A 20322-nucleotide genomic window follows, 5' to 3' on the forward strand; every position below is an offset into this window, starting at 1 on the left:
TCCTCAATCCAGCCGAAGCCTTGCTTCGGCATAGGCGTATAGCGGGCGCCACAACAGTCGGTTGAACAGCGTGACGAACAGCGACATCACGGCGATGCCGAGAATGATTTTCGGGTAGTCGCCCGCGGCGGTCGTCTGGGCGATGTAGGCGCCGAGGCCGTGCGCGACGACCTCCGTCTTCCCCCACGACACGGCTTCCGCGACGATGCTGGCGTTCCACGCGCCACCCGAGGCGGTGATCGCGCCGGTGATGTAGTAAGGGAAGATGCCCGGCAACATGCACTTCTTCCACCACTGCCAGCCGCGGATCTGGAAGTTGCTTGCGGCCTCGCGATAGTCGTTCGGATAGGAGGACGCGCCCGCGACCACGTTGAAGAGGATATACCACTGCGTGCCGAGCACGATGAGCGGCGACAGCCAGATATCCGGGTTCAGATGAAAGCGCACGATCACCACGACGAACACCGGAAACAGCAGATTCGCCGGGAACGCGGCGAGGAACTGCGCGAGCGGCTGGATTTTCTCCGCGAGCGCCGGGCGCAGGCCAATCAACACGCCGATCGGCACCCACACCACCGATGCGAGCGCGATCAGCACCACCACGCGCAAGAGCGTGATGAACCCGAGCACGAACACGTGGCCGACTTCGCCCCAGCTCACGCCGGTCGCGACGAACGACGCGACCTTCCACACGACGAACACCGTGATCAGCACCACGACCGTGCCCCACGCGATATCGCCCGCGCGCGTGGACGGCACTTTCGCGCGCAGCGGCAAGCCCACGTTTTCCAGCGCGCCCTGCAGGGACGGCAGCTTGATCGGCACGCGCGCCGCCTTCGCGAGAATCCAGCCCGCCGGCACGAGCAGACGGTGAATCAGGCGCGTGCGGCGGATCAGGTCGAGCAGCCACGAAGACGGCTCGTCGCCCGAGCTCGTGTTCTCCATGCGGAACTTGTCGGCCCATGCGACGAGCGGGCGGAACATCAACTGGTCGTAGGCCAGGATGACGACGGTCATCGCGAGGATCACCCAGCCGATCGCGCTCAGGTTGCGCTCGCCGATGGCCGCGGCCAGATACGCGCCTACGCCCGGCAGCACGATCGTGCGATTGCCGACCGTGATCGCCTCGGAAGCGACGACGAAGAACCATCCGCCCGACATCGACATCATCATGTTCCAGATGAGGCCCGGCATCGAGAACGGCACTTCGAGCTTCCAGAAGCGCTGCCAGTTGGTGAGATGAAAGCCGCGCGACACTTCATCCAGATCGCGTGGCACCGTGCGCAGCGACTGGTAGAAGCTGAACGTCATGTTCCAGGCCTGGCTCGTGAAGATCGCAAAGATCGCCGCGCATTCGGCGCCGATCACGCGTCCCGGGAACATCGCGAGGAAGAACGTCACCGTAAACGAGATATAGCCCAGCACCGGCACCGACTGGAGGATGTCGAGGATCGGCACGAGCACGATCGACGCACGCCTGCTCTTCGCCGCGAGCGTGCCGTAGACCAGCGTGAAGATGAGCGAGGCGACCATCGCCAGCAGCATGCGCAAGGTCGTGCGCAACGCGTATTCGGGAAGGTTCGCGGGGTCGAGCGAGATCGCCTGGGTCTGCAATGTCGAGATCGGCGCCAGGGTCTCGTGGAATCCGACGGCGGCGAGCGCGATGATGCAGATGATCATCGGGAACGCGATGAAGTCCCAGCGGTTGGGCAGGATCCGCCAGGCCGACGCATTCGCCGTGCGATTCAGATTGAAACCAAATTCCATGCAAGGCCCTCCCCGTAAGGCTTTGTTCCGACCGCGCGTGCGCGGGATGTTGCTTGAGACGGCGAACGAACCGTCCGGCGGGCAAGAAGCCTTTGCCCGGGACAGCCTTATGCTCAACGCACGCGGCCGTCGATACGACGACAAGTTCAGCACGAATGACGGCGCCGGGCAGTCGCCGCGTCAGACGTTTCCCCGCGCTGAACCGAGCGACACTACACCAACCCGTGTGACAGGCACAACCTTCATGCGGTCCGGCGCGCCATTCCTGCGATGTTTCTGTTGCTCTTCGGCACGGCATGGGCAAAATGAAGGGGCTGTCAGCGTCGAATGCGCCGCGCGCCCGCGTGCTTTCGCTTCCTTTCAGTCTGGCTGCGGCGTGCCCAGGTCGGATTGCCCGGCGAATGGCGCTTTCGCGCGACGCGCATCCGTTATGTTGGACGCACGTCGCCCGCCTTCAGAAGGCACTTGATAGGCGGCGGAAAACATCGTCCAATCTTGGCTTATCACGAACAATAATTTGAGCGCCGATGCGATGCGAGACGCCCGATCCGAGCCGGAAAACCGCCTGAGCCACACTCGCCGCCCCGTTGCGAGCGAAACCCGGAAAGCGGTTGACATGATGCGCCGTAATCCGCGCACCCGCCTTGCCCGCTTCGCGCAGACCGGACCGCTCGGGCGGCACGGCGCGTTCAGCCTGCGAACGGCGTGAACTTCCATTGCGCCCGAGATCGATGAACAAGCTCATCCTGCACCGTGTGATCGCGACGCTCGGCCTCGCGGCGCTGGCATTCGCGTGCTGGATTGCCGCCGGCTTGTTGTCGGACCGAATGGTACAACAGGAGATGACGGCGACGGTGCGCACCGAACGCCAGATGGCGGCGTCCATCGTCGACAACATGGCGCAGATCATCGCGAGCGATCTGGCGATGTCGCGCGCCATTCCCGCGACGCTCGCCCAGATGGACCTCACGCAGAGCGCGCTCGCGGAGTCGCGGAATTATGCCTCGAACCCGGCCGGGACGGAACTCGAACGCCGCAAGGACTGGACCGCGCGCCCCGCTCTCGCGAAGGTCAATCACTTCCTGCACGACGCGCAGGGCTTCTCCGGCCTCGACTCCATCTGGCTCGTCAACGAAAAGGGTTTCTGCATTGCATCGAGCAACGCGGGCGACGACGACAGCTTCATCGGCTACGACATGAGCGCTCGCGGCTATGTGGCGCGCGCGCTGCTCGGCGGCTTCGTCGAGATGTATGGCGTGGGGCGTCTGTCCGGCGAGCCGGGCATCTTCATCGCGGCGCCGGCTTACGAGGACGGCATTCTGGTCGGCGCGGTGATCGCGAAGGTGAGCATCGACCGGCTGCGGCACTGGGTCTCGCGCGCCGGCACCTTCGTGACCGACGAGAACGGCGTCGTCGTGATGGCGCACGACGGCAGGCTCGAATACCAGGCGATGCCCAGTGCGCCCATCGCGCGCATGACCGAGCGCGAGCGCATCGAGCACTATCGGCGCGAGTCGTTTCCGGAGCTGCGCGTGTCGCATATCGGCGAGCAGATGCGCGCGTCCGAGCACTGGCTCGCGCCCGCGCTCGCGCAAACCTTCTACGCCGCGAACGGCAGCAACGTGCCCTCGCTCTACGACGAACGCACGGGGCTCAACTCGGGCCTTTCGGCGCATATCGTCCATCCGCTCACGAGCTGGCCGGAGATCAGCCGCAACCACAGCCGCGACCGCTTCCTCGTGTTTCTGACGATGCTCGGCGTCGTGACGCTCGCGATCGTGATCGCCACTTCGTACTCGCGCGAGCGGCGCCTGCACCGCGCGACGCGCGATCTCGCCGAGCAGTTGCAGTCGGCCAATACGCTTCTTTCGGCCGAAGCGCGCCATGACGCGCTCACGGGCGCGCTCTCCCGGCGATACTTCCTCGACACGCTGCGGCACGAAGTCGAGCTCGCGCGCTCGGTCGGCACGCCGCTTTCGGTCGCGATCGCCGATCTGGACCACTTCAAGCAGATCAACGATCGCTTCGGCCACGCGTCGGGCGACCGGGCGCTCGAACATTTCGTCGAAGTGTGCCGCGCGCAGCTTCGTCCGAGCGACGCGATCGGCCGGCTCGGCGGCGAGGAATTCGGCATTCTGCTGCCGCAAACCTCGCTCGCCGATGCGCAAGCCGTGCTCGAACGTCTGAGAAAGCGCTTCCATCATGAGCACTGCGCGCATCTGCCGGACGATGCGGTGCTGTCGGTGTCCATCGGCATCACGGAGCTCGCGCTCGACGATGCCCTCGAATGGATTCTCTCCCGCGCGGACCTCGCGCTCTACGAGGCGAAGTCTCGTGGGCGCGACCGCAGCGAAGTGCGCCCCGCCGATCCCGGCCCGTCCGCGCGGCACACGGAAGACACGCTCGCGGGCAAATGAGCGTCGTGGCATCGCACGGTCATGCGCATGTCGCGACGCGCACGCATCCCGCAGGTATCATCGATATTCGAAATCGAATGCCGCTGGCGTGAATCGGGAGGTTTGCATGAAGGGAAATCTGGTCATCGTGTGCCGGGATCAGGACGCAGAAACGTTCGACCACCTGCTCGCCGAGTACGGCTCGTTTCAGACGCGGCTTTCGTCGACAGCGTGGTTTCTGAAGATCGATCTCGCGCCCGAAGTGATTCAGGATGAGATCCTCTCGCGCCTCGGCAAATACACGACGCACTACATCTTCGAGGCGTCGACGGTGACGTACAACACGGTGGACAGCGAAGCAGCGTCGGCGCTCGAAACCCTGTTCGACTGACGCCGCGCCGCTTCTGCCACTCAGCGCGCCGTTACGACACGCGCTCTTCGTGCTGCGGGCCGGCGCGGCGCTCTTCTACCGGCCGCGTGGCGATGTCGAACGGAAAGGTCATCGCGACCTGCAATCCGCCATCGGCACGATTGCCGATCTCGCACTCACCGCCCACGCGACGCGCAAGCCGCTCGACGATGGCGAGTCCGAGCCCGCTATGCCCGCTGCCGCCACGCGCCGGATCGAGCCGCACGAACGGCCGGCTCGCCTTGATGAGATCGTCCGGCGCGATGCCCTTGCCGTGATCGGACACCGACAACACCCATCCCTTGGCTTCCCGCCGCGTCTCGATGACGACCGGCGGCGCGCCGTACGCATGCGCGTTGTCGAGCAAATTCGAAAGCAGCCGGTCGAGCGTGGCCGCCGGCAGCGCGAAAGCGAGCCCTGCTTCGAGTTTCAGGCGAATCGGCTGCGCGCCCGGCGACACGGCGCGATACGCCCGTGCGATTCGCTCACACTGTTCGTCGACGGGAACGGGCTCGCTGCCGTCCGGGCGGTCGTGCGCGAACACGAGAAACTGGTCGACGATATGCGCCATCGAATCGACGTCGCGCACGACGCCGTCGCGCATCTTTTCGTCGTCCATCATTTCGGCGCGCAGACGCAGACGCGCGAGCGGCGTCTTCAGATCGTGCGCAACGCCCGCGAGCATCACGGCGCGGTCGCTCTCGGTCTGCGAGACTTCGCGGACCATTTGATTGAAACCGTGCGTCAGCTGCCGCAACTCACGCGGGCCGCGCTCGGGCACCGGCGGCGTCGGCTGGCCGCGCCCGAAGCGCCCGACCGCCTGCGCGAGCGAGCGCAGCGGATATTGCAGTTGCCACGCGCCGAATAGCGCGGCAAGCACGGCAGTCGAGAAAATCAGCGCGAGCCACACGAGCATGCGGTCGCGCGAGCGCGGCGGGCGCAGCGGCTGCACCGGCACGACGACCCATCCCGTGTCCTTCACGCCATGCACCCACACGCTCGGCGGCCCGCCTGGCTCGCTCAGGCGCACATCGGTGCCTTCGGGCAGACGGTCTTTCAGGTCCTCGACGAAACGCTGCAGCGGCGGCGGCATGTTCTCGTCGGGCTGCCTGGGCACGTCGGGACTCGCGAGCGGGACCACGCGCACGCGCGGCGGCAAAGGCTGATCCGGCGTGTTGGCGATGTGCTGACGGACCGCCTCGACGAGGAAAACGGCTTCCTCCACGGCGAAGCGCGTCTGCACGTTGTCCCGCTCGAAGCGGATGATCGCGAACCACGCGACATGCGACAGCACCAGCATGCCGATGACGATGACGACCAGCCGGCCGAAGAGCGTGTCAATTGCCCGGCGCATTTTGCTCGCCGTCCGGCACGAACACGTAGCCGCGCCCCCGCACCGTCTGGATGAAGCGCGGCGCCGAAGGATCGGACTCGAGGATGCGGCGCAGGCGCCACACCTGCACGTCGATGCCGCGATCGGTGCCGTCGTATTCCGGGCCGTGCAGCAGTTCGAGCAGGCGCTCGCGCGTGAGCGTGCGCATCGGGTTGTTCACGAAGATCTTGAGCAGCGCGAATTCGCTGCCGGACAGCGTGAGCGGCTTGTCGTCCTGTTGCAGCGTGCGCGACTGGAAATCCAGCCGGAACCGGCCGAACGAAAACGGCTCGCGCTGCTCGGGCGCGGCGGACGGAATCGTGCGGCGGCGGCGCAGCACGGCCTGCACGCGCGCGAGCAGTTCGCGCGGATTGAACGGCTTGCCGAGGTAATCGTCCGCGCCCAGCTCGAGGCCGACGATCCGGTCCACGTCGTCCGCGCGCGCGGTCAGCATGATGACCGGGATGTCGTCGCCGGATGCGCGCAACTGCTTGAGCGCGGTCAGGCCGTCGACGCCCGGCATCATCAGATCGAGCACGATGAGATCGGGCCGCTCGCGTTCGATGCGGCGTTCGAGTCCACCGGCGTCATGCAGCACCGATACCTCGATGCCCTGCCGGACCAGATAGTCGCGCAGAAGGTCGCGCAGTTCGGCGTCGTCGTCGACGACAAGTATTTGCGTAGTCATGGGATGGAGTTTAGCGCGTGAGTCGGACCTCGATTGATGACAGCCCTGCCATAAGGGTTACGGGGTGTTACGACGAAAGCGGGGCGTAAACCCGCGTAACAAGCCTGAACCATGCCGTAACACGCGCCCTGCCGCGAACCCCTACGCTGTGTTTCACCGACAAGCGCAAGACCTCGACACACCAACCGACACGTCGATCAAGGCCTCGTGGCTTCGGCATCGAAAACAATCAAGGGAGTATCAAGATGGCCAAGCAATATCGCATCCTCACCGCCGCCGCTGCTGCAATCGCGCTGACGTTCGGCACGGCCTACGCGGCCACCAGCGACGCGCCGACTGCGCCGCCCCCCGGCGGCCCGGCCATGATGGGCGGCCACGGCGGTCCCGGCGGCCACCGCATGGAAATGCGCATGCAGAAGCAACTGGACGAACTGCACGGCCAGCTCAAGCTGAACGCGGATCAGGAAAAGCTGTGGCAGACCGCGCTCACGACGATGAAGCAGAATCATCAGGCCATGCGCGAAAGCCACAAGCAGATGCGCGATCAGTTCAAGTCGATGGAAAGCCAGCCGATCCTCGACCTGAATGCGATGCACGCGGCGCACCAGAAGATCGAGGCGCAGAACGCGCAACTGCGCGAACAGACCACGACCGCGTGGCTGAACTTCTACAACGCGCTGAACGACCAGCAGAAGACCACCGTCAGCACGGCGCTCAAGAAGCACTTCGCGAAGATGCACGAGCACGAGCACAAGATGCATGAGCGCTGGGGCAAGCGCGGCGGCCCGGACGGCGCGCCGGGTGCGGCGGCGGGCGCATCGGCTACCGCGAAACCGTAAGCGGCGTGCGGCAAAACAAAAGCCGCGGAGCATGACGCTCCGCGGCTTTTTTGCATCGGCGAACCGGAACTTACGCGAGGTCGAACAACAGCACTTCGGCGTTATCGCCCTTTTCGAGCGTGACCTTCGACACATCCTCGAGCTTCGCGGCGTCGCCTGCGCCGAGCGTCTCGCCATTCAGCGTCACCGCGCCGCGCGCCACGTGCACATACACGCGGCGGCCTGCCGGCACGTCGAAGTCCGCGCGTTCGTCGCCATTGAAGAAGCCCGCGAAGATCCGCGCGTCCGCGCCGATCCTGACCGATCCATCCGCACCTTCGGGCGATGCGATCACGCGCAGCCGGCCGCGCTTTTCATCGTCCGCGAAGCGCTTTTCCTCGTAGCCCGGCGCGCCGCCCGGCGCATCCGGAATGATCCAGATCTGCAGGAAATGCGCGGTGTCCGTCGGCGAGCCGTTGAACTCGCTATGACGCACGCCGGTGCCGGCGCTCATGCGCTGCACGTCGCCGGGACGGATCGTCGAGCCGTTGCCCATGCTGTCGCGGTGCGCGAGCGCGCCGTCGAGCACGTAGCTCACGATTTCCATATCGCGATGGCCATGCGCGCCGAAGCCCTGGCCGCCCGCGACGCGGTCTTCGTTGATCACGCGCAGCGCGCCGAAGTGCGTGTGCTCCGGATCGTAGTAATCGGCAAAGGAGAAGCTGTGATAAGAGTCGAGCCAGCCGTGGTTGGCGTGACCGCGTTCATTGCTGCGGCGAATCTCGAACATGATGTTTGCTCCCGCCCAAGGCGTTGTTTTGCGATGGAGAGAATGTAAGGGCGGCGGAGCTTCGAAACAACGCGCCCGCAGGCACTACATCGTTCCACCCATGCATGTAATCAGACTCGTCCGGCTTCGCCTCCGCGCGCGCTTCGGCTTCGGGTAAAATACCGCGCTTTTCGGGGCGGCGGCGGACGGTGACCGGCCGGGGCGCCGGGAATCCGGCAGCCGCGAGCCCGTCGGCGCGCAACAATTGCGCGTTGGCACGGTTCGCAATTACGGCACCCCGCAATTTTGACCACATAGAATACCGTCCGCTGGACGCAAAGCAGGAGCGCGCCGGAGAAGGACAGCCGAACGCGGGGAAGTACGCCGCCGGCTGGGAAAAGAGATGAATACATTCGTATCGCGCGCCGCGCCCGTCGCACTCCGTGCACGTTAGGCACCTCACTAAGGAATCACCATGTTGCAAGGCTACGGTCCGCTGATCCTCGCGGGCACCTGGCAGACCGTCAAGCTGGCGGTGCTGTCGCTCGTGTTCGCCTTTGTGATCGGCCTGATCGGCGCGGCGGCGAAGCTGTCGAAAAACCGCGTGGCGTCGGGATTCGGCACCGTCTACACGACGCTCATCCGCGGCGTGCCCGATCTCGTGCTGATGCTGCTGCTGTTCTACAGCATCCAGATCTGGCTGAACCTGTTCACGGACGCGATGGGCTGGGATCAGATCGACATCGATCCGTTCCTCGCCGGCATCCTGGTCCTCGGCTTCATCTACGGCGCGTACTTCACCGAAACCTTCCGCGGCGCCTTTCTCTCGGTGCCGCGCGGCCAGCTCGAAGCGGGCGCGGCTTACGGCATGACGCCGTGGCAGGCCTTCTCGCGCATCATGTTTCCGCAGATGATGCGTTTCGCGCTGCCGGGCATCGGCAATAACTGGCAGGTCATGGTCAAGGCGACGGCGCTCGTGTCGATCATCGGTCTCGCGGATGTCGTCAAGGCCTCGCAGGATGCCGGCAAGGGCACGCTGCGCTTCTTCTTCTTCACGCTACTCGCGGGCGCGGTGTACCTCGCGATCACCACGATCTCGAATCTCGTGCTGATCTGGCTGGAGCGGCGCTATTCCATCGGCGTGCGCAAGGCCGACCTCTAATCGGTCCATTCAAGGGCGGCAGGGATCATGATCCAAATCATCCAGGAATACTGGAAGAACTACCTCTTCACCGACGGCTACCGCATCACCGGTCTCGCGATCACGATGTGGCTGCTCGTCATCTCCATCGGCTTAGGCTTTTGTCTTTCGGTGCCGCTCGCGGTCGCGCGGGTGTCGAAGAACAAGCTGCTGTCGCGCTCGGTGTGGCTCTATACCTACGTCTTTCGCGGTACGCCGCTCTACGTTCAGTTGCTGCTCTGCTACACGGGTCTCTACAGCCTGCAGGTCGTGCGCGACCACATGCTGCTCGCCGAATTCTTCCGCAGCGGCATGAACTGCACGCTGCTCGCGTTCACGCTCAACACCTGCGCGTACACCACGGAGATTTTCGCGGGCGCGATCAAGGCGACGCCCTACGGCGAGATCGAAGCCGCGCGCGCCTACGGCATGTCGGGTTTCACGCTGTATCGACGGGTGATTCTGCCGTCCGCGTTGCGACGCGCGCTGCCGTATTACAGCAACGAAGTCATTCTGATGCTGCACGCGACCACCGTCGCATTCACCGCGACCGTGCCGGACATTCTCAAGATCGCGCGCGACGTCAATTCGGCGACGTATCAGTCGTTCGAGGCGTTCGGCATCGCCGCCCTGCTCTACCTCTGCATTTCGTTCGCGCTCGTGTGGCTGTTCCGCCGCGCCGAGTATCGCTGGCTCGCTTACCTGCGACCGCAAGGCAAATAAGACCATCGAGTCAGCCAAGGACCCTTCATGAATTCCCAGATGCACAAGCTTTTCGTCGACGATATTCACAAGCAGTACGGCAGCAACGAAGTCCTGAAGGGCGTCTCGCTCAAGGCGAAGGCCGGCGACGTGATCAGCATCATCGGCTCGTCGGGCTCGGGCAAGAGCACGATGCTGCGCTGTATCAATTTTCTGGAGCAGCCGAACCAGGGGCGCATCTTCGTCGACGGCACCGAAGTCCGCACGATGAAGGACAAGACCGGCGCGCTGAAGGCGGCGGACCAGAAACAATTGAGGCAAGTGCGCTCGAAGTTGTCGATGGTCTTCCAGCACTTCAACCTCTGGTCGCACATGAACGTGCTGGAGAACGTGACCGAAGCGCCCGTCAACGTGCTCGGGCTCTCGAAGAAGGAAGCCGAGGAGCGCGCGCGCACGTATCTGGAGAAGGTCGGGCTCGCGCCGCGCGTGGAGAAGCAGTATCCGTCGCATCTGTCGGGCGGACAGCAGCAGCGCGTTGCGATTGCGCGCGCGCTCGCGATGCATCCCGATGTCATGCTCTTCGACGAACCGACTTCCGCGCTCGACCCCGAACTCGTGGGCGAAGTGCTCAAGGTCATGCAGACGCTCGCCGAGGAAGGCCGCACGATGATCGTCGTGACGCACGAGATGGCGTTCGCGCGCAACGTGTCGAATCATGTCGTGTTTCTGCATCAGGGGCGCATCGAGGAGCAAGGCCATCCCGACGCGGTGTTCGGCAATACGAAGAGCGAGCGCCTGAAACAGTTCCTGTCGGGCAGCCTCAAGTAAGCACCCGGCACACGCCGGCTTCCGCAACCTTCCACTCCAGAAAAGGCGCCCAAGAGGCGCTTTTTTTGCGTCCGGGCGCAGTTGTATCGACCTCTTTCGCGCTCTTCTCCGACCTAGCGCCACGACGCCCGCGCGTCAATAGGCGACAAACCTGACTCTGAAACTTACATGCCGCTAAAGCCCTGATGGCATAAGGCTTTGCGGGGTGTTTCCCATCCTGTGGGTAGTGTGTCTACCACATGGGCATTGCATTTTTGACACAGACAGTCGCATAACGTCAAATTTCTTTGGCGCTTATACCGTATTTTGTTAAATTGGTAACCAAAGTACCAAAACGAAGTACCCAAAAAGTAGTTTTACTTCAAAAGTCCAAAAGAAACTGAGGAACGACACCGATCGACGGGTCGGCGTCAGGTTCGCGCCCACGACGCGCGAATCGCCTAGCACCACAGCCCGCGCGTGTCCTTCCTCTGAAAACAATTTTCGGTTGGGTGCGCTCGCATCGAACCACACAGCAGCACTTGGGTTCTATTTCTTGACAGGGTTGGAGGAGATGATGAAGAAAGCTTTGCTCGCGTCGGCAGCACTGCTGACGTTCAGCGCGGTCGCGCACGCTCAGAGCAGCGTGACGCTGTATGGCCGCCTGGACGCGGGGCTCGAATATATGAACGGTGTGCCGACCGGTCCGGCCGGCGCGCCTGCCACTGGCTCGTCGCACCGCTTCAAGGCGGAAAGCGGCGACTGGGGCACGAGCTTGTGGGGTTTGAAGGGCGTCGAAGATCTGGGCGGCGGCTACCGCGCCGTGTTCCAGTTGGAAGGCAGCTTCAACACCATGACGGGTCAAGGCCCGGGCGGCGGCGGTCTCTTCAATCGCTGGGCGACGGTCGGTATCGCGAACAACCAGTTCGGTACCCTGTTGCTGGGTCGTGAGCTCTTCATCGCGAACGGCGTGTGGGACTTCGATCCGTTCGGCCAGTCGAACTGGTCGTCGGCATCGCTGGTGCGTGGCCGCAACTGGCCGCAATCGAGCAACAACATTTCGTACCAGTCGCCGAAGTTCGCGGGCCTCGACTTCTACGGTCAGTACTCGCTCTCCAACGCAACGAACTGGAACGGTAACGGCACGACGCCGCAAGGCCGTGAAGCGGGCGCGTATGTCACCTACACGACGCCGCTCTTCCAGATCCGCGGTATGTACGACGAAATCCGCAACCCGGCAAACGGTACGCTGGGCGGCGTGTACAACCCGATCGACGGCGGCTCGGGCGGCAACGGCGCGTACGCATATTCGCGTGAATACACGGCGATGTTCAACGTGTTCCTCGGCCAGTTCAAGGTTCAGGGCGCTTACCAGGCAATCCGCAGCTCGGGCATGACGGGTCAGTTGCCCGGCCAGCCGACCGCGCTCGATCACGAATGGGGCGGCGTGACGTGGCAAGCGACGCCGGCGGCAGCGCTGATCGCCGCGGTCTACCACGTGAACGGCAACAACGGCGCGGGCAACGCGACCATCTACACGGTCGGCGGTTCGTACAACCTGTCCAAGCGCACCCTGCTCGATCTGCAGGTCGCGACGGTGCAGAACAGCAAGACCGCGAACTATGGCCTGAACGCCAACAACTACGGTTCGGCTGCTTCGACGGACAACCCGTTCCCCGGCCACAGCCAGACGGGCGTGTACGCAGGTATCCAGCACTCGTTCTAATCGGCGAGTCTGACCAAAGAGTCTTTTTTAGAAGGTTTTCACGCTGCTGCGAGAGGCGCGTATCGGTGCGGTGCCCGAAAGGGTATCGCACCGTTTTTTATTTGGGCGCGCGGCTGGCCGGGTGCGCCATGCTTAGCATGACGAACATCGATCCGGAAGCTCTTTTGGCCCCTGCACGACATTTGTCAAATCGACAACCTTAACTACAGAACCGCGCCTCATAAAACGTAGTTCTGCTTCAAAATCCCCCAAAAAACGAGGAATGCCCCCGATCATCGCGTCGTCGCGATGCTTCGTCGTGCGCACGTTCGGGCGTGCCTTTCCTCGATAACCATGTTCGGTTCGATGCACCCGCATCGGGCCAGACAGCAGCCATCGGTTCAATTTTTGACAGGGATTTGGAGGAGATGATGAAGAAGGTTTTGCTCGCTGCAGCGGCACTTCTGGCGTTCAGCGCAGCGGCGCACGCTCAGAGCGGCGTGACGCTATATGGCCGCCTGGACGCGGGACTCGAATACATGAACGGCGTGCCGACAGGCGCCGGTCCGAACGGCTCGGCCACCGGCACTTCGCATCGCTTCAGGGCGGAAAGCGGCGACTGGGGCACGAGCTTGTGGGGCATGAAGGGGAGCGAGGATCTGGGCGGCGGCAACCGCGCCGTGTTCCAGCTGGAGAACGGCTTCAACGCGATGAACGGCCAGTTGCAAGGCAACCTGTTCAATCGCTGGGCGACGGTCGGTATCGCGAACAACCAGTTCGGCACCGTGTTGCTGGGCCGTGAGCTCTTCATCGCGAACGGCGTGTGGGACTTCGATCCGTTCGGCCAGTCGAACTGGTCGTCGGCGTCGCTCGTGCGTGGCCGCAACTGGCCGCAGTCGAGCAACAACATTTCGTACCAGTCGCCGAAGTTCGCGGGCTTCGACTTCTACGGCCAGTACGCGCTCTCCAACGCGACCAACTGGAACGGTAACGGCACCACCGCGCAAGGCCGTCAGGCGGGCGCGCAGATCACGTACACGGCGCCGCTCTTCCAGGTGCGCGGTATCTACGACGAAATCCGCAATCCGGCGAACGGAACGCTCGGCGGCGACTACGCCACGGGCAACGGCGCCTACGCGTTTTCGCGCGAGTACACCGCGATGCTCAACGTGTTCCTCGGTCAGTTCAAGCTGCAAGGCGGCTATCAGGCGATCCGCACGTCGGGCATGACGGCTCAGTTGCCCGGCCAGCCGACCACGCTCGATCACGAATGGGGCGGTCTGACGTGGCAGATGACGCCGGCCGCGGCGCTGATCGGCGCGGTCTATCACGTCAACGGCAACAACGGCGCGGGCAACGCGACCATCTACACCGTCGGCGGCTCGTACAACCTGTCAAAGCGCACCCTGCTCGATCTGCAAGTCGCGACGGCGCGCAACAGCAAGACAGCGAACTACGGCCTGAACGCCAATGGTTTCGGCTCCTCGGTCGCGACGGATAACCCGCTCGCCGGCCACAGCCAGAGCGGCGTCTACGCAGGCATCCAGCATTCGTTCTGATCGATGAATCTGGGCGAGCCCTCGCCGCAGGGCCGCAATTGAAGAGGCCGCCGATGTCGACATCGGCGGCCTTTTGCGTTGACGCGATGAAACGGCTAGTCCCGCGCCATCCCCGACGCACCGTGGCTCAGCCAGTCGAGCACGGCGGCGGCGTCATCGTCGCCCGACTGACGCGCCTTCGCGACCGTCTCGCTGATCTTCGCGCCCGGCTTCGGCGCGGCACGGCGAATCGCCACGCCGACGGCGAGAATGTCGATGATCACGAGGTGCAGGATGCGCGAGATCATCGAAAGCTGCGACTCGCGGATTTCGATGTGATCCGTCTCCAGCGCCACCGTCGCGCGCTTGGCGAGCGGCGTGTTGCTCGACGTGATCGCGATGACCGTCGCGCCCTGCTGCATCGCCACTTCGAGCACGCGCAGCAGTTCCGGCGCCCTGCCCGACTTCGACACGGCCACGATCACATCGCCCTTGCCGAGCAGCGCGGCCGACGCCGCCTGCATGTACAGATCGCCGTAAGCAATGGTCGGAATGCCGAAGCGGAAGAACTTGTAATGCGCGTCCTGCGCGACGATGTTCGAATTCCCGAGCCCGTAGAACTCGATGCGCCGCGCGCCGTTGAGGATATCGATCGCGCGCTCGACGTTCTCGAAGTTCAGATGCTCGCGCAACTGAAGAATCGCGGATACCGTGTTGTCCAGCACCTTCGCGCCGAAATCGGTGGCCGTGTCGCCGAGATGCACCTGGCTGTGGCTCACCGGAATCGTGCCGGTCAGGCCGGTCGCGAGCTTCAGCTTGAAGTCGGACAGACCCTGGCAGCCGAGCGAGCGGCAAAAGCGGATTACGGTCGGCTGGCTCACGTCGGCCTTGCGCGCGATGTCGATGATCGGATCGTTGATGATCGAGCGCGGATGATTGAGCGCGAGATCGGCGACGCGCCGCTCGGCGGGCGTCAGCGCATCGCGCATCTGGCGAATCCGTTCGAACACCGCCGACGAACCGCTGTTCGCGCGGTTCGACAACTGTTCGGAGAGAATCGCAGAGACGCCGAGAAACGCCGGATATTCCGCCGTGATGATGTACGTGGGAATGCCCGACAGATATTGCTGAAAGCGCCCTTTCGCCTCGAAACGCTCGCGAAACGGCGACTTGTGGAACAGCTCGCCTAGCTTCAGCACGATGCCGCCGCCGATATAGATGCCACCCAGCGCGCCCAGCGTCACCGCGATGTTGCCCGCGAACGTGCCGAGGATCGCGCAGAAGCAATTCACGACTTCGAGCGCGAGCGCTTCGCCTTGCAGCGCGCGGTTCGTGACGTCGGCGGCGTTGAAGTCGTCGGCGACCGTCACGTTGTCGCGCTCGGCGAGCGCCCGATAGATCAGCTCGAGCCCCTGCCCCGCGCACACGCGCTCGAACGACACGTGCGGAAACTTGCGGCGCGCATAGCGCGTCACGAGGTCTTCGCGCTCGTCGAAGGGCGAGAACGTGGCGTGGCCGCCTTCGCTGCCGAGCGCGATCCAGCGGTCATCCGCCGGAATCAGACCCGACACGCCCAGTCCCGTGCCCGGTCCGAGCAGGCCGATCACGCTGTTCTGCCGGCGCGAGCCGCCGCCCACCTGCTCGCGCTGCGTGTCGGTCAGGCCGGGCAGCGCCATCGCGAGCGCGGTGAAGTCGTTCACGACGAGCAAGGTGTCGAAGCCGAGCGCGCGGCGCGTCGCCTCGATCGAGAAGCTCCAGTCGTGGTTGGTCATCTTCACGTGGTCGCCGTCGACCGGATTGGCGATCGCGATCGCCGCATGATTGACGCGTCCGACCTTCGTGTCCTTCAGATACTGCTGCATCACCTCCGCGATGCCGGGGTAATCGGCCCCCGGATACACGCGGATCTGCCCGATTTCGCCAGGCGCGGTCTCCAGCGCGAAACGCGCGTTCGTGCCGCCGATGTCGGCGAGAAGCCGCGGTCCGTCGGCGTGCTGAGCCGCTGCCTTATGCACACCAGTAGACATCGAGCTTCACTCCTTCAGCGTGGGCCAGCGTCGAGATGGCGTTCTTTTGCGGGGCGGCGAGCGCCGCGTTGAGTACGTCGAGTTTCTTCTGGCCGGCGATGAAGAGATACAACTGTCCGATCTGCTTTAACGCCGACATCGACAGGCTCACGCGCGCGTGCGGCGCCGCGCCCGGATGCACGGCGATGAAGCGCTCGGGCGTCGAGATCGCGACGTCCCATTCGGGGGCGTCGGCGAAGATCGAGGCGGTATGGCCGTCTTCGCCCATGCCGAGCACGGCGACATCCGGCAGGCGGCGGCGCGGATCGGCGTTCAGTTCGGCGATATGCGTTTCCAGCGGCTTGCCGGTATCGACGAGCGGCAGGAAGTACGCCGATGCGCCCGCGTTCTGCAGGAGCGTGTCGCGCACGAGCTGTGCGTTGCTCGCGGAATCGGTCTCGGGTACCCAGCGGTCATCGACGAGCGTCACGTCGATGTGCGCCCAGTCGAGCGGCTCGCGCGAGAGCGTCTGCAAGAACGGCTTCGGGCTCGTGCCGCCGGATACCGCGAGCGTGGCGTGAGCGGTTTGTCCCGTGGCGCCGGCCGATGCCGCGCCTCGCGCCGCGAGGGACGCCTTGAGCGCGTCGCTCACGGCTTTCGCCAGCGCGTCCGAGTGGGCGCGCGGATCGTCGAAAGTGCGAAGCTCGATCATTGCTCCTCCTGCTTGTTCTGGTTTATCGATCCGCTTGCTGCCCGCGCCGTCGCAACGACGGGCGAAGCGGTCTCTTGTATTCCCCATGTTCGCCGCGCACCTCTTCGGGGCCGCGTCGGCGTCACGCCATCAGTTTTCTTCTTCGAGCCAGCAGGTGCCCGCCTGAGCGAGCATCGCGCTCGACGCCGCCGGCCCCCACGTGCCCGCCGCGTAAGGCTTCGGCTTGTTGGTGCCCGATGCCCACGCGTTCAGGATCGGCTCGACCCAGCGCCACGCCGCTTCCTGCTCGTCGCGCCGCACGAAAAGCGCGAGGCGGCCGTGAATCACGTCCAGCAGCAGGCGCTGATATGCCTCCATCTGTCCTTCCTTGAAGAACTGATCGAACGCGAGATCCAGATGCACGCTCGCGAGATTCATGCCTTCGCCGGGCTGCTTCGCGAGGCAGTACAGACGGATGGACTCATTGGGCTGCAACCGGATCACGAGACGGTTCGAGCCCGCGCGCAAAGCGTTCGCGCCGAGCGCCGAATGCGGCACCGCGCGGAAGTTCACTACGATCTCCGCGACACGGTCCGCAAGCCGCTTGCCCGTGCGCAGGAAAAACGGCACGCCCGCCCAGCGCCAGTTCTCGATCTCCACCTTCAGCGCGACGAAGGTTTCCGTCGTGCTGTCGGGCCGCACGCCCGGTTCGGTCGCGTACGCGGGTACCGCCGTGCCCCGGACGACACCCGCATGATATTGCCCGCGCACCGCGACGCGGCTGATGTCGCGCTCGTCGATGGGCTTGAGCGCCCGCAGCACGCGCAATTTCTCGTCGCGCACGGAGTCGGAATCCATCGAGTGCGGCGGCTCCATCGTCACGATGGAGAGCAGTTGCAGCAAATGGTTCTGCACCATGTCGCGCAGCGCGCCCGTATTGTCGTAGAAGTCGCCGCGCGCTTCCACGCCCAGCTCTTCCGCGATCGTGATCTGGATGCTCTCGACCCATTCGCGGCGCCACAGCGGCTCGAACAGCGCGTTGCCGAAGCGCAGCGCGAGCAGGTTCTGCACCGGCTCCTTGCCGAGATAGTGATCGATCCGGTAGATCTGCTCTTCCTGGAAGATTTCGCCGACGGCGTCGTTGATCGCGTTCGACGATTTCAGATCGTAGCCGAGCGGCTTTTCGAGCACGATGCGCGAGTTCTGGTTCAGCCCGACAGCGGCGAGCGCGCGGCAGATCGGCACGAAAAGCTTCGGGCCGGTCGCGAGATAGAAGACGCGCGTGCCGTCGAACTGTGCGAGCACGTCGCGCAGCAGCACGAAATCTTCCGCGCGTCCGAGGTCGAGCCCGACGTACTCGAAGCGATCGACGAAGCTGCGCCATACGGCGTCGTCGAGACCGTCCTTCGATACGTGCGGCTTCACGTGATTCTCGACCCACGCGCGATATTCGGCTTGCTCCATGGCTTCGCGCGCGACCGAAACGATCCTGCCCGCCGGATTGAGCATGCCCGCGCGATGCGCCTCGAAGAGCGCAGGAAGAATCTTGCGCATGGAGAGATCGCCGGTGCCGCCGAAGAGTACGAAGGTGAAGTTCGAGTCGCTTTGCATGAGTCTGAACGAGGGTTCCAGAACTGGATGTGAGTCGAATCGGGGCGTGCCGCCCAATGAGACCACGAATGACGCCGTAGTCCGATAAAATTTTTTTTGACACTGAATTGTAGTTTAACTACAATCCAAATCAAGAGGAAATGTCATCGACGGAAAATAAGACATGTCAATCAGTCAAATCTGGTGACGGCTTTTTTCCGGTCAGACGTTCTGTGCGCATGTTAACGGAGCCCGCGGCTCGCCGCTTTTCACAGAAAAGCGTCCCTTGCGGCTCCCGTGCGCCCGGCCTCGCGCCTCGCCGTCGAGCGCGCCCTTCGGGGCAAGTTCGAACGGCCCGGCAAAAATCAAAAGAGGAGACAGCCGTTGCGATTGAACCCACTCATCTCTTGAGAGCCGTGCGGCCGTAAATCGGTCTGCCGGCCCGGCACGCTGCGTTCGTGGTGACCCGCGCTGCCGCTTCCCCGCCGACATCGCCGATTTCCGGCCATCCAGTTTTGCCGTTTTTTTGACAACGCTTCTTACCCATGCTTCTGGCGGCATCGGGAGCCAATCGTTTCTTGTTCTGGTGTCTGGAGGAGATAAACAATGAAAGTCCGTAAGCTCATGGGCGCGCTGTGCGCCGCAGGTCTTCTGTGCGGCGCGACGGCGTCGGCGGTTCAGGCTGCCGAGGCTGTTTCCGTGCTGCACTGGTGGACGTCCGGCGGCGAATCCAAGGCTGTCGGCGTGCTGAAGGACGACATGACGAAGCAGGGTTACACCTGGAAGGACTTCGCTGTCGCAGGCGGCGCGGGCGCGGCCGCGATGACCGCACTGAAGACGCAGGTGATCTCGGGCAACGCGCCGTCGGCGGCGCAGATCAAGGGTCCGCTGATCCAGGAATGGGCCGAGCAGGGCGTGCTCGTGCCGATCGATTCCGTCGCGGGCGACTGGAAGAAGAACCTGCCGCCTGAGATCGACAAGATCATCCACGCGGACGGCCACTACGTCGCGGCGCCCTTCTCCGTGCACCGCGTGAACTGGCTGTACATCAACAAGGCCGCGCTGGACAAGGCTGGCGGCAAGGTGCCGACCAACTGGAACGAGTTCTTCCAGGTCGCCGACAAGATGAAGGCCGCGGGCATCATGCCGATCGCGATGGGCGGCCAGCCGTGGCAGGACCTGACGCTGTGGGAAGACGTCGTGCTGTCGCAGGGCGCGGACTTCTACAAGAAGGCGATCGTCGATCTCGACCAGAAGACCCTGACCTCGGACAAGATGGTTCAGGTGTTCGACACGGTCCGCAAGATCCAGGGCTACTTCGACAGCGGCCGCACGGGCCGTGACTGGAACCTCGCCACCGCCATGGTCATCAACGGCAAGGCCGGCATGCAGTTCATGGGCGACTGGGCGAAGGGCGAATTCGCCGGCGCGAACAAGAAGGCGGGCACGGACTACATCTGCGCGCCGGTGCCGGGCACGGAAAAGGCCTACACGTTCAACGTCGACTCGTTCGTGTTCTTCCAGCAGAAGGGCCAGAAGGCCGCGACGCCGGGCCAGCTCGCGCTCGCGAAGACCATCATGACGCCGGAGTTCCAGGAGCAGTTCAGCCTGAACAAGGGCTCGATCCCGGTCCGTCTCGGCGTGCCGATGGACAAGTTCGACGACTGCGCGAAGAAGTCCTACTCTGATGAACAGACGGCGATCAAATCGGGCGGCTATGTTCCGTCGCTCGCGCACGGCATGGCTCAGGGCGATGCAGTCGCCGGCGCCATGACCGACGTCGTGACGAAGTTCATGAATTCGTCGCAGGATTCGAAGAGCGCGGTTGCCGCGCTCGCGAACGCCGCCAAGACGAAGTAAGGCAGTTTCCGCCCGGCGCGTGTG

17 protein-coding genes are annotated in these 20322 nt (G+C 64.1%); 9 read left to right on the forward strand and 8 right to left on the reverse strand.

The window, feature by feature from the left end:
- Positions 1 to 3: 3 nt before the first annotated feature.
- Together IAG25_RS24525 and IAG25_RS24530 are read right to left on the reverse strand one after the other, a co-directional pair.
- Complete coding sequence (locus IAG25_RS24525; RefSeq protein ID WP_187607180.1) at positions 4 to 1767, reverse strand: ABC transporter permease; 1764 nt, start codon at positions 1765 to 1767, stop codon at positions 4 to 6.
- A 454-nt stretch (positions 1768 to 2221) separates the two neighbouring features.
- On the reverse strand, positions 2222 to 2506 hold the full coding sequence (locus IAG25_RS24530) for a hypothetical protein (protein WP_187607181.1): 285 nt from the start codon (positions 2504 to 2506) through the stop codon (positions 2222 to 2224).
- Here IAG25_RS24530 and IAG25_RS24535 point away from each other — a divergent pair.
- Complete coding sequence (locus IAG25_RS24535; RefSeq protein ID WP_187607182.1) at positions 2499 to 4184, forward strand: GGDEF domain-containing protein; 1686 nt, start codon at positions 2499 to 2501, stop codon at positions 4182 to 4184. The genes IAG25_RS24530 and IAG25_RS24535 overlap by 8 nt on opposite strands.
- Positions 4185 to 4290: 106 nt before the next feature.
- Complete coding sequence (locus tag IAG25_RS24540; RefSeq protein WP_050328642.1) at positions 4291 to 4554, forward strand: hypothetical protein; 264 nt, start codon at positions 4291 to 4293, stop codon at positions 4552 to 4554.
- Positions 4555 to 4585: 31 nt separating this feature from the next.
- Here IAG25_RS24540 and IAG25_RS24545 read toward each other — a convergent pair whose 3' ends face one another.
- Both IAG25_RS24545 and IAG25_RS24550 read right to left on the reverse strand, forming a co-directional pair.
- The gene (locus tag IAG25_RS24545; protein ID WP_187607183.1) at positions 4586 to 5926 is read right to left on the reverse strand and encodes an ATP-binding protein; all 1341 of its coding nucleotides are present in this window, start codon (positions 5924 to 5926) and stop codon (positions 4586 to 4588) included.
- Positions 5910 to 6632, reverse strand: a complete 723-nt coding sequence (locus tag IAG25_RS24550; RefSeq protein WP_187607184.1) for a response regulator — start codon at positions 6630 to 6632, stop codon at positions 5910 to 5912. Before IAG25_RS24550 ends, IAG25_RS24545 begins: the two co-directional genes overlap by 17 nt.
- Before the next feature lie 245 nt (positions 6633 to 6877).
- On the opposite strand from IAG25_RS24550, the gene IAG25_RS24555 reads away from it, so the two are divergent.
- Positions 6878 to 7471: a periplasmic heavy metal sensor gene (locus tag IAG25_RS24555; RefSeq protein WP_187607185.1), complete on the forward strand. Its 594-nt coding sequence runs from the start codon at positions 6878 to 6880 to the stop codon at positions 7469 to 7471.
- 70 nt (positions 7472 to 7541) lie between these two features.
- Here IAG25_RS24555 and IAG25_RS24560 read toward each other — a convergent pair whose 3' ends face one another.
- Positions 7542 to 8240 carry a pirin family protein gene (locus tag IAG25_RS24560; RefSeq protein WP_187607186.1) on the reverse strand — a complete coding sequence of 233 codons (699 nt, stop codon included), beginning with the start codon at positions 8238 to 8240 and terminating at the stop codon, positions 7542 to 7544.
- A 454-nt stretch (positions 8241 to 8694) separates the two neighbouring features.
- Between IAG25_RS24560 and IAG25_RS24565 the strand changes: the two genes are divergently transcribed.
- From IAG25_RS24565 to IAG25_RS24585, 5 genes are all read left to right on the forward strand, one after another.
- Positions 8695 to 9381, forward strand: a complete 687-nt coding sequence (locus tag IAG25_RS24565; protein ID WP_187607187.1) for an ABC transporter permease — start codon at positions 8695 to 8697, stop codon at positions 9379 to 9381.
- A gap of 27 nt (positions 9382 to 9408) precedes the next feature.
- Positions 9409 to 10122, forward strand: coding sequence for an ABC transporter permease (locus tag IAG25_RS24570; protein WP_187607188.1), 714 nt, complete (start codon positions 9409 to 9411; stop codon positions 10120 to 10122).
- Between the two features lie 27 nt (positions 10123 to 10149).
- Entirely contained in the window at positions 10150 to 10929 is a 780-nt protein-coding gene (locus IAG25_RS24575) for an ABC transporter ATP-binding protein (RefSeq protein WP_187607189.1), read from the forward strand.
- 556 nt (positions 10930 to 11485) lie between these two features.
- Positions 11486 to 12634 carry a porin gene (locus IAG25_RS24580; RefSeq protein ID WP_187607379.1) on the forward strand — a complete coding sequence of 383 codons (1149 nt, stop codon included), beginning with the start codon at positions 11486 to 11488 and terminating at the stop codon, positions 12632 to 12634.
- A 410-nt stretch (positions 12635 to 13044) separates the two neighbouring features.
- The gene (locus IAG25_RS24585) at positions 13045 to 14172 is read left to right on the forward strand and encodes a porin (RefSeq protein WP_187607380.1); all 1128 of its coding nucleotides are present in this window, start codon (positions 13045 to 13047) and stop codon (positions 14170 to 14172) included.
- Positions 14173 to 14267: 95 nt separating this feature from the next.
- On the opposite strand, the gene IAG25_RS24590 is transcribed toward IAG25_RS24585, so the two are convergent.
- From IAG25_RS24590 to zwf, 3 genes are all read right to left on the reverse strand, one after another.
- Positions 14268 to 16178, reverse strand: coding sequence for a bifunctional transcriptional regulator/glucokinase (locus IAG25_RS24590; protein WP_035506193.1), 1911 nt, complete (start codon positions 16176 to 16178; stop codon positions 14268 to 14270).
- On the reverse strand, positions 16159 to 16869 hold the full coding sequence (gene pgl, locus IAG25_RS24595) for a 6-phosphogluconolactonase (RefSeq protein WP_187607190.1): 711 nt from the start codon (positions 16867 to 16869) through the stop codon (positions 16159 to 16161). The genes IAG25_RS24590 and pgl overlap by 20 nt, the downstream gene beginning before the upstream one ends.
- A gap of 129 nt (positions 16870 to 16998) precedes the next feature.
- Positions 16999 to 18459: a glucose-6-phosphate dehydrogenase gene (gene zwf / locus IAG25_RS24600; RefSeq protein ID WP_187607191.1), complete on the reverse strand. Its 1461-nt coding sequence runs from the start codon at positions 18457 to 18459 to the stop codon at positions 16999 to 17001.
- Between the two features lie 585 nt (positions 18460 to 19044).
- Here zwf and IAG25_RS24605 point away from each other — a divergent pair.
- Complete coding sequence (locus tag IAG25_RS24605; protein ID WP_187607192.1) at positions 19045 to 20298, forward strand: ABC transporter substrate-binding protein; 1254 nt, start codon at positions 19045 to 19047, stop codon at positions 20296 to 20298.
- Positions 20299 to 20322: the final 24 nt, after the last annotated feature.

Origin of the sequence: Caballeronia sp. EK, assembly GCF_014384845.1 — a bacterium.
Lineage (GTDB): Bacteria > Pseudomonadota > Gammaproteobacteria > Burkholderiales > Burkholderiaceae > Caballeronia > Caballeronia jiangsuensis.

Excerpts from the sequence above, each read along its gene's own strand:
- IAG25_RS24555 (WP_187607185.1), top strand. The coding sequence starts at position 6,878 with ATGGCCAAGCAATATCGCATCCTCACCGCCGCCGCTGCTGCAATCGCG.
- IAG25_RS24540 (WP_050328642.1), top strand. The coding sequence starts at position 4,291 with ATGAAGGGAAATCTGGTCATCGTGTGCCGGGATCAGGACGCAGAAACG.
- pgl (WP_187607190.1), bottom strand. The coding sequence starts at position 16,869 with ATGATCGAGCTTCGCACTTTCGACGATCCGCGCGCCCACTCGGACGCG.
- IAG25_RS24585 (WP_187607380.1), top strand. The coding sequence starts at position 13,045 with ATGAAGAAGGTTTTGCTCGCTGCAGCGGCACTTCTGGCGTTCAGCGCA.
- IAG25_RS24605 (WP_187607192.1), top strand. The coding sequence starts at position 19,045 with ATGAAAGTCCGTAAGCTCATGGGCGCGCTGTGCGCCGCAGGTCTTCTG.
- IAG25_RS24535 (WP_187607182.1), top strand. The coding sequence starts at position 2,499 with ATGAACAAGCTCATCCTGCACCGTGTGATCGCGACGCTCGGCCTCGCG.
- IAG25_RS24570 (WP_187607188.1), top strand. The coding sequence starts at position 9,409 with ATGATCCAAATCATCCAGGAATACTGGAAGAACTACCTCTTCACCGAC.
- IAG25_RS24545 (WP_187607183.1), bottom strand. The coding sequence starts at position 5,926 with ATGCGCCGGGCAATTGACACGCTCTTCGGCCGGCTGGTCGTCATCGTC.
- IAG25_RS24560 (WP_187607186.1), bottom strand. The coding sequence starts at position 8,240 with ATGTTCGAGATTCGCCGCAGCAATGAACGCGGTCACGCCAACCACGGC.
- zwf (WP_187607191.1), bottom strand. The coding sequence starts at position 18,459 with ATGCAAAGCGACTCGAACTTCACCTTCGTACTCTTCGGCGGCACCGGC.
- IAG25_RS24550 (WP_187607184.1), bottom strand. The coding sequence starts at position 6,632 with ATGACTACGCAAATACTTGTCGTCGACGACGACGCCGAACTGCGCGAC.
- IAG25_RS24565 (WP_187607187.1), top strand. The coding sequence starts at position 8,695 with ATGTTGCAAGGCTACGGTCCGCTGATCCTCGCGGGCACCTGGCAGACC.
- IAG25_RS24575 (WP_187607189.1), top strand. The coding sequence starts at position 10,150 with ATGAATTCCCAGATGCACAAGCTTTTCGTCGACGATATTCACAAGCAG.
- IAG25_RS24580 (WP_187607379.1), top strand. The coding sequence starts at position 11,486 with ATGAAGAAAGCTTTGCTCGCGTCGGCAGCACTGCTGACGTTCAGCGCG.
- IAG25_RS24525 (WP_187607180.1), bottom strand. The coding sequence starts at position 1,767 with ATGGAATTTGGTTTCAATCTGAATCGCACGGCGAATGCGTCGGCCTGG.
- IAG25_RS24590 (WP_035506193.1), bottom strand. The coding sequence starts at position 16,178 with ATGTCTACTGGTGTGCATAAGGCAGCGGCTCAGCACGCCGACGGACCG.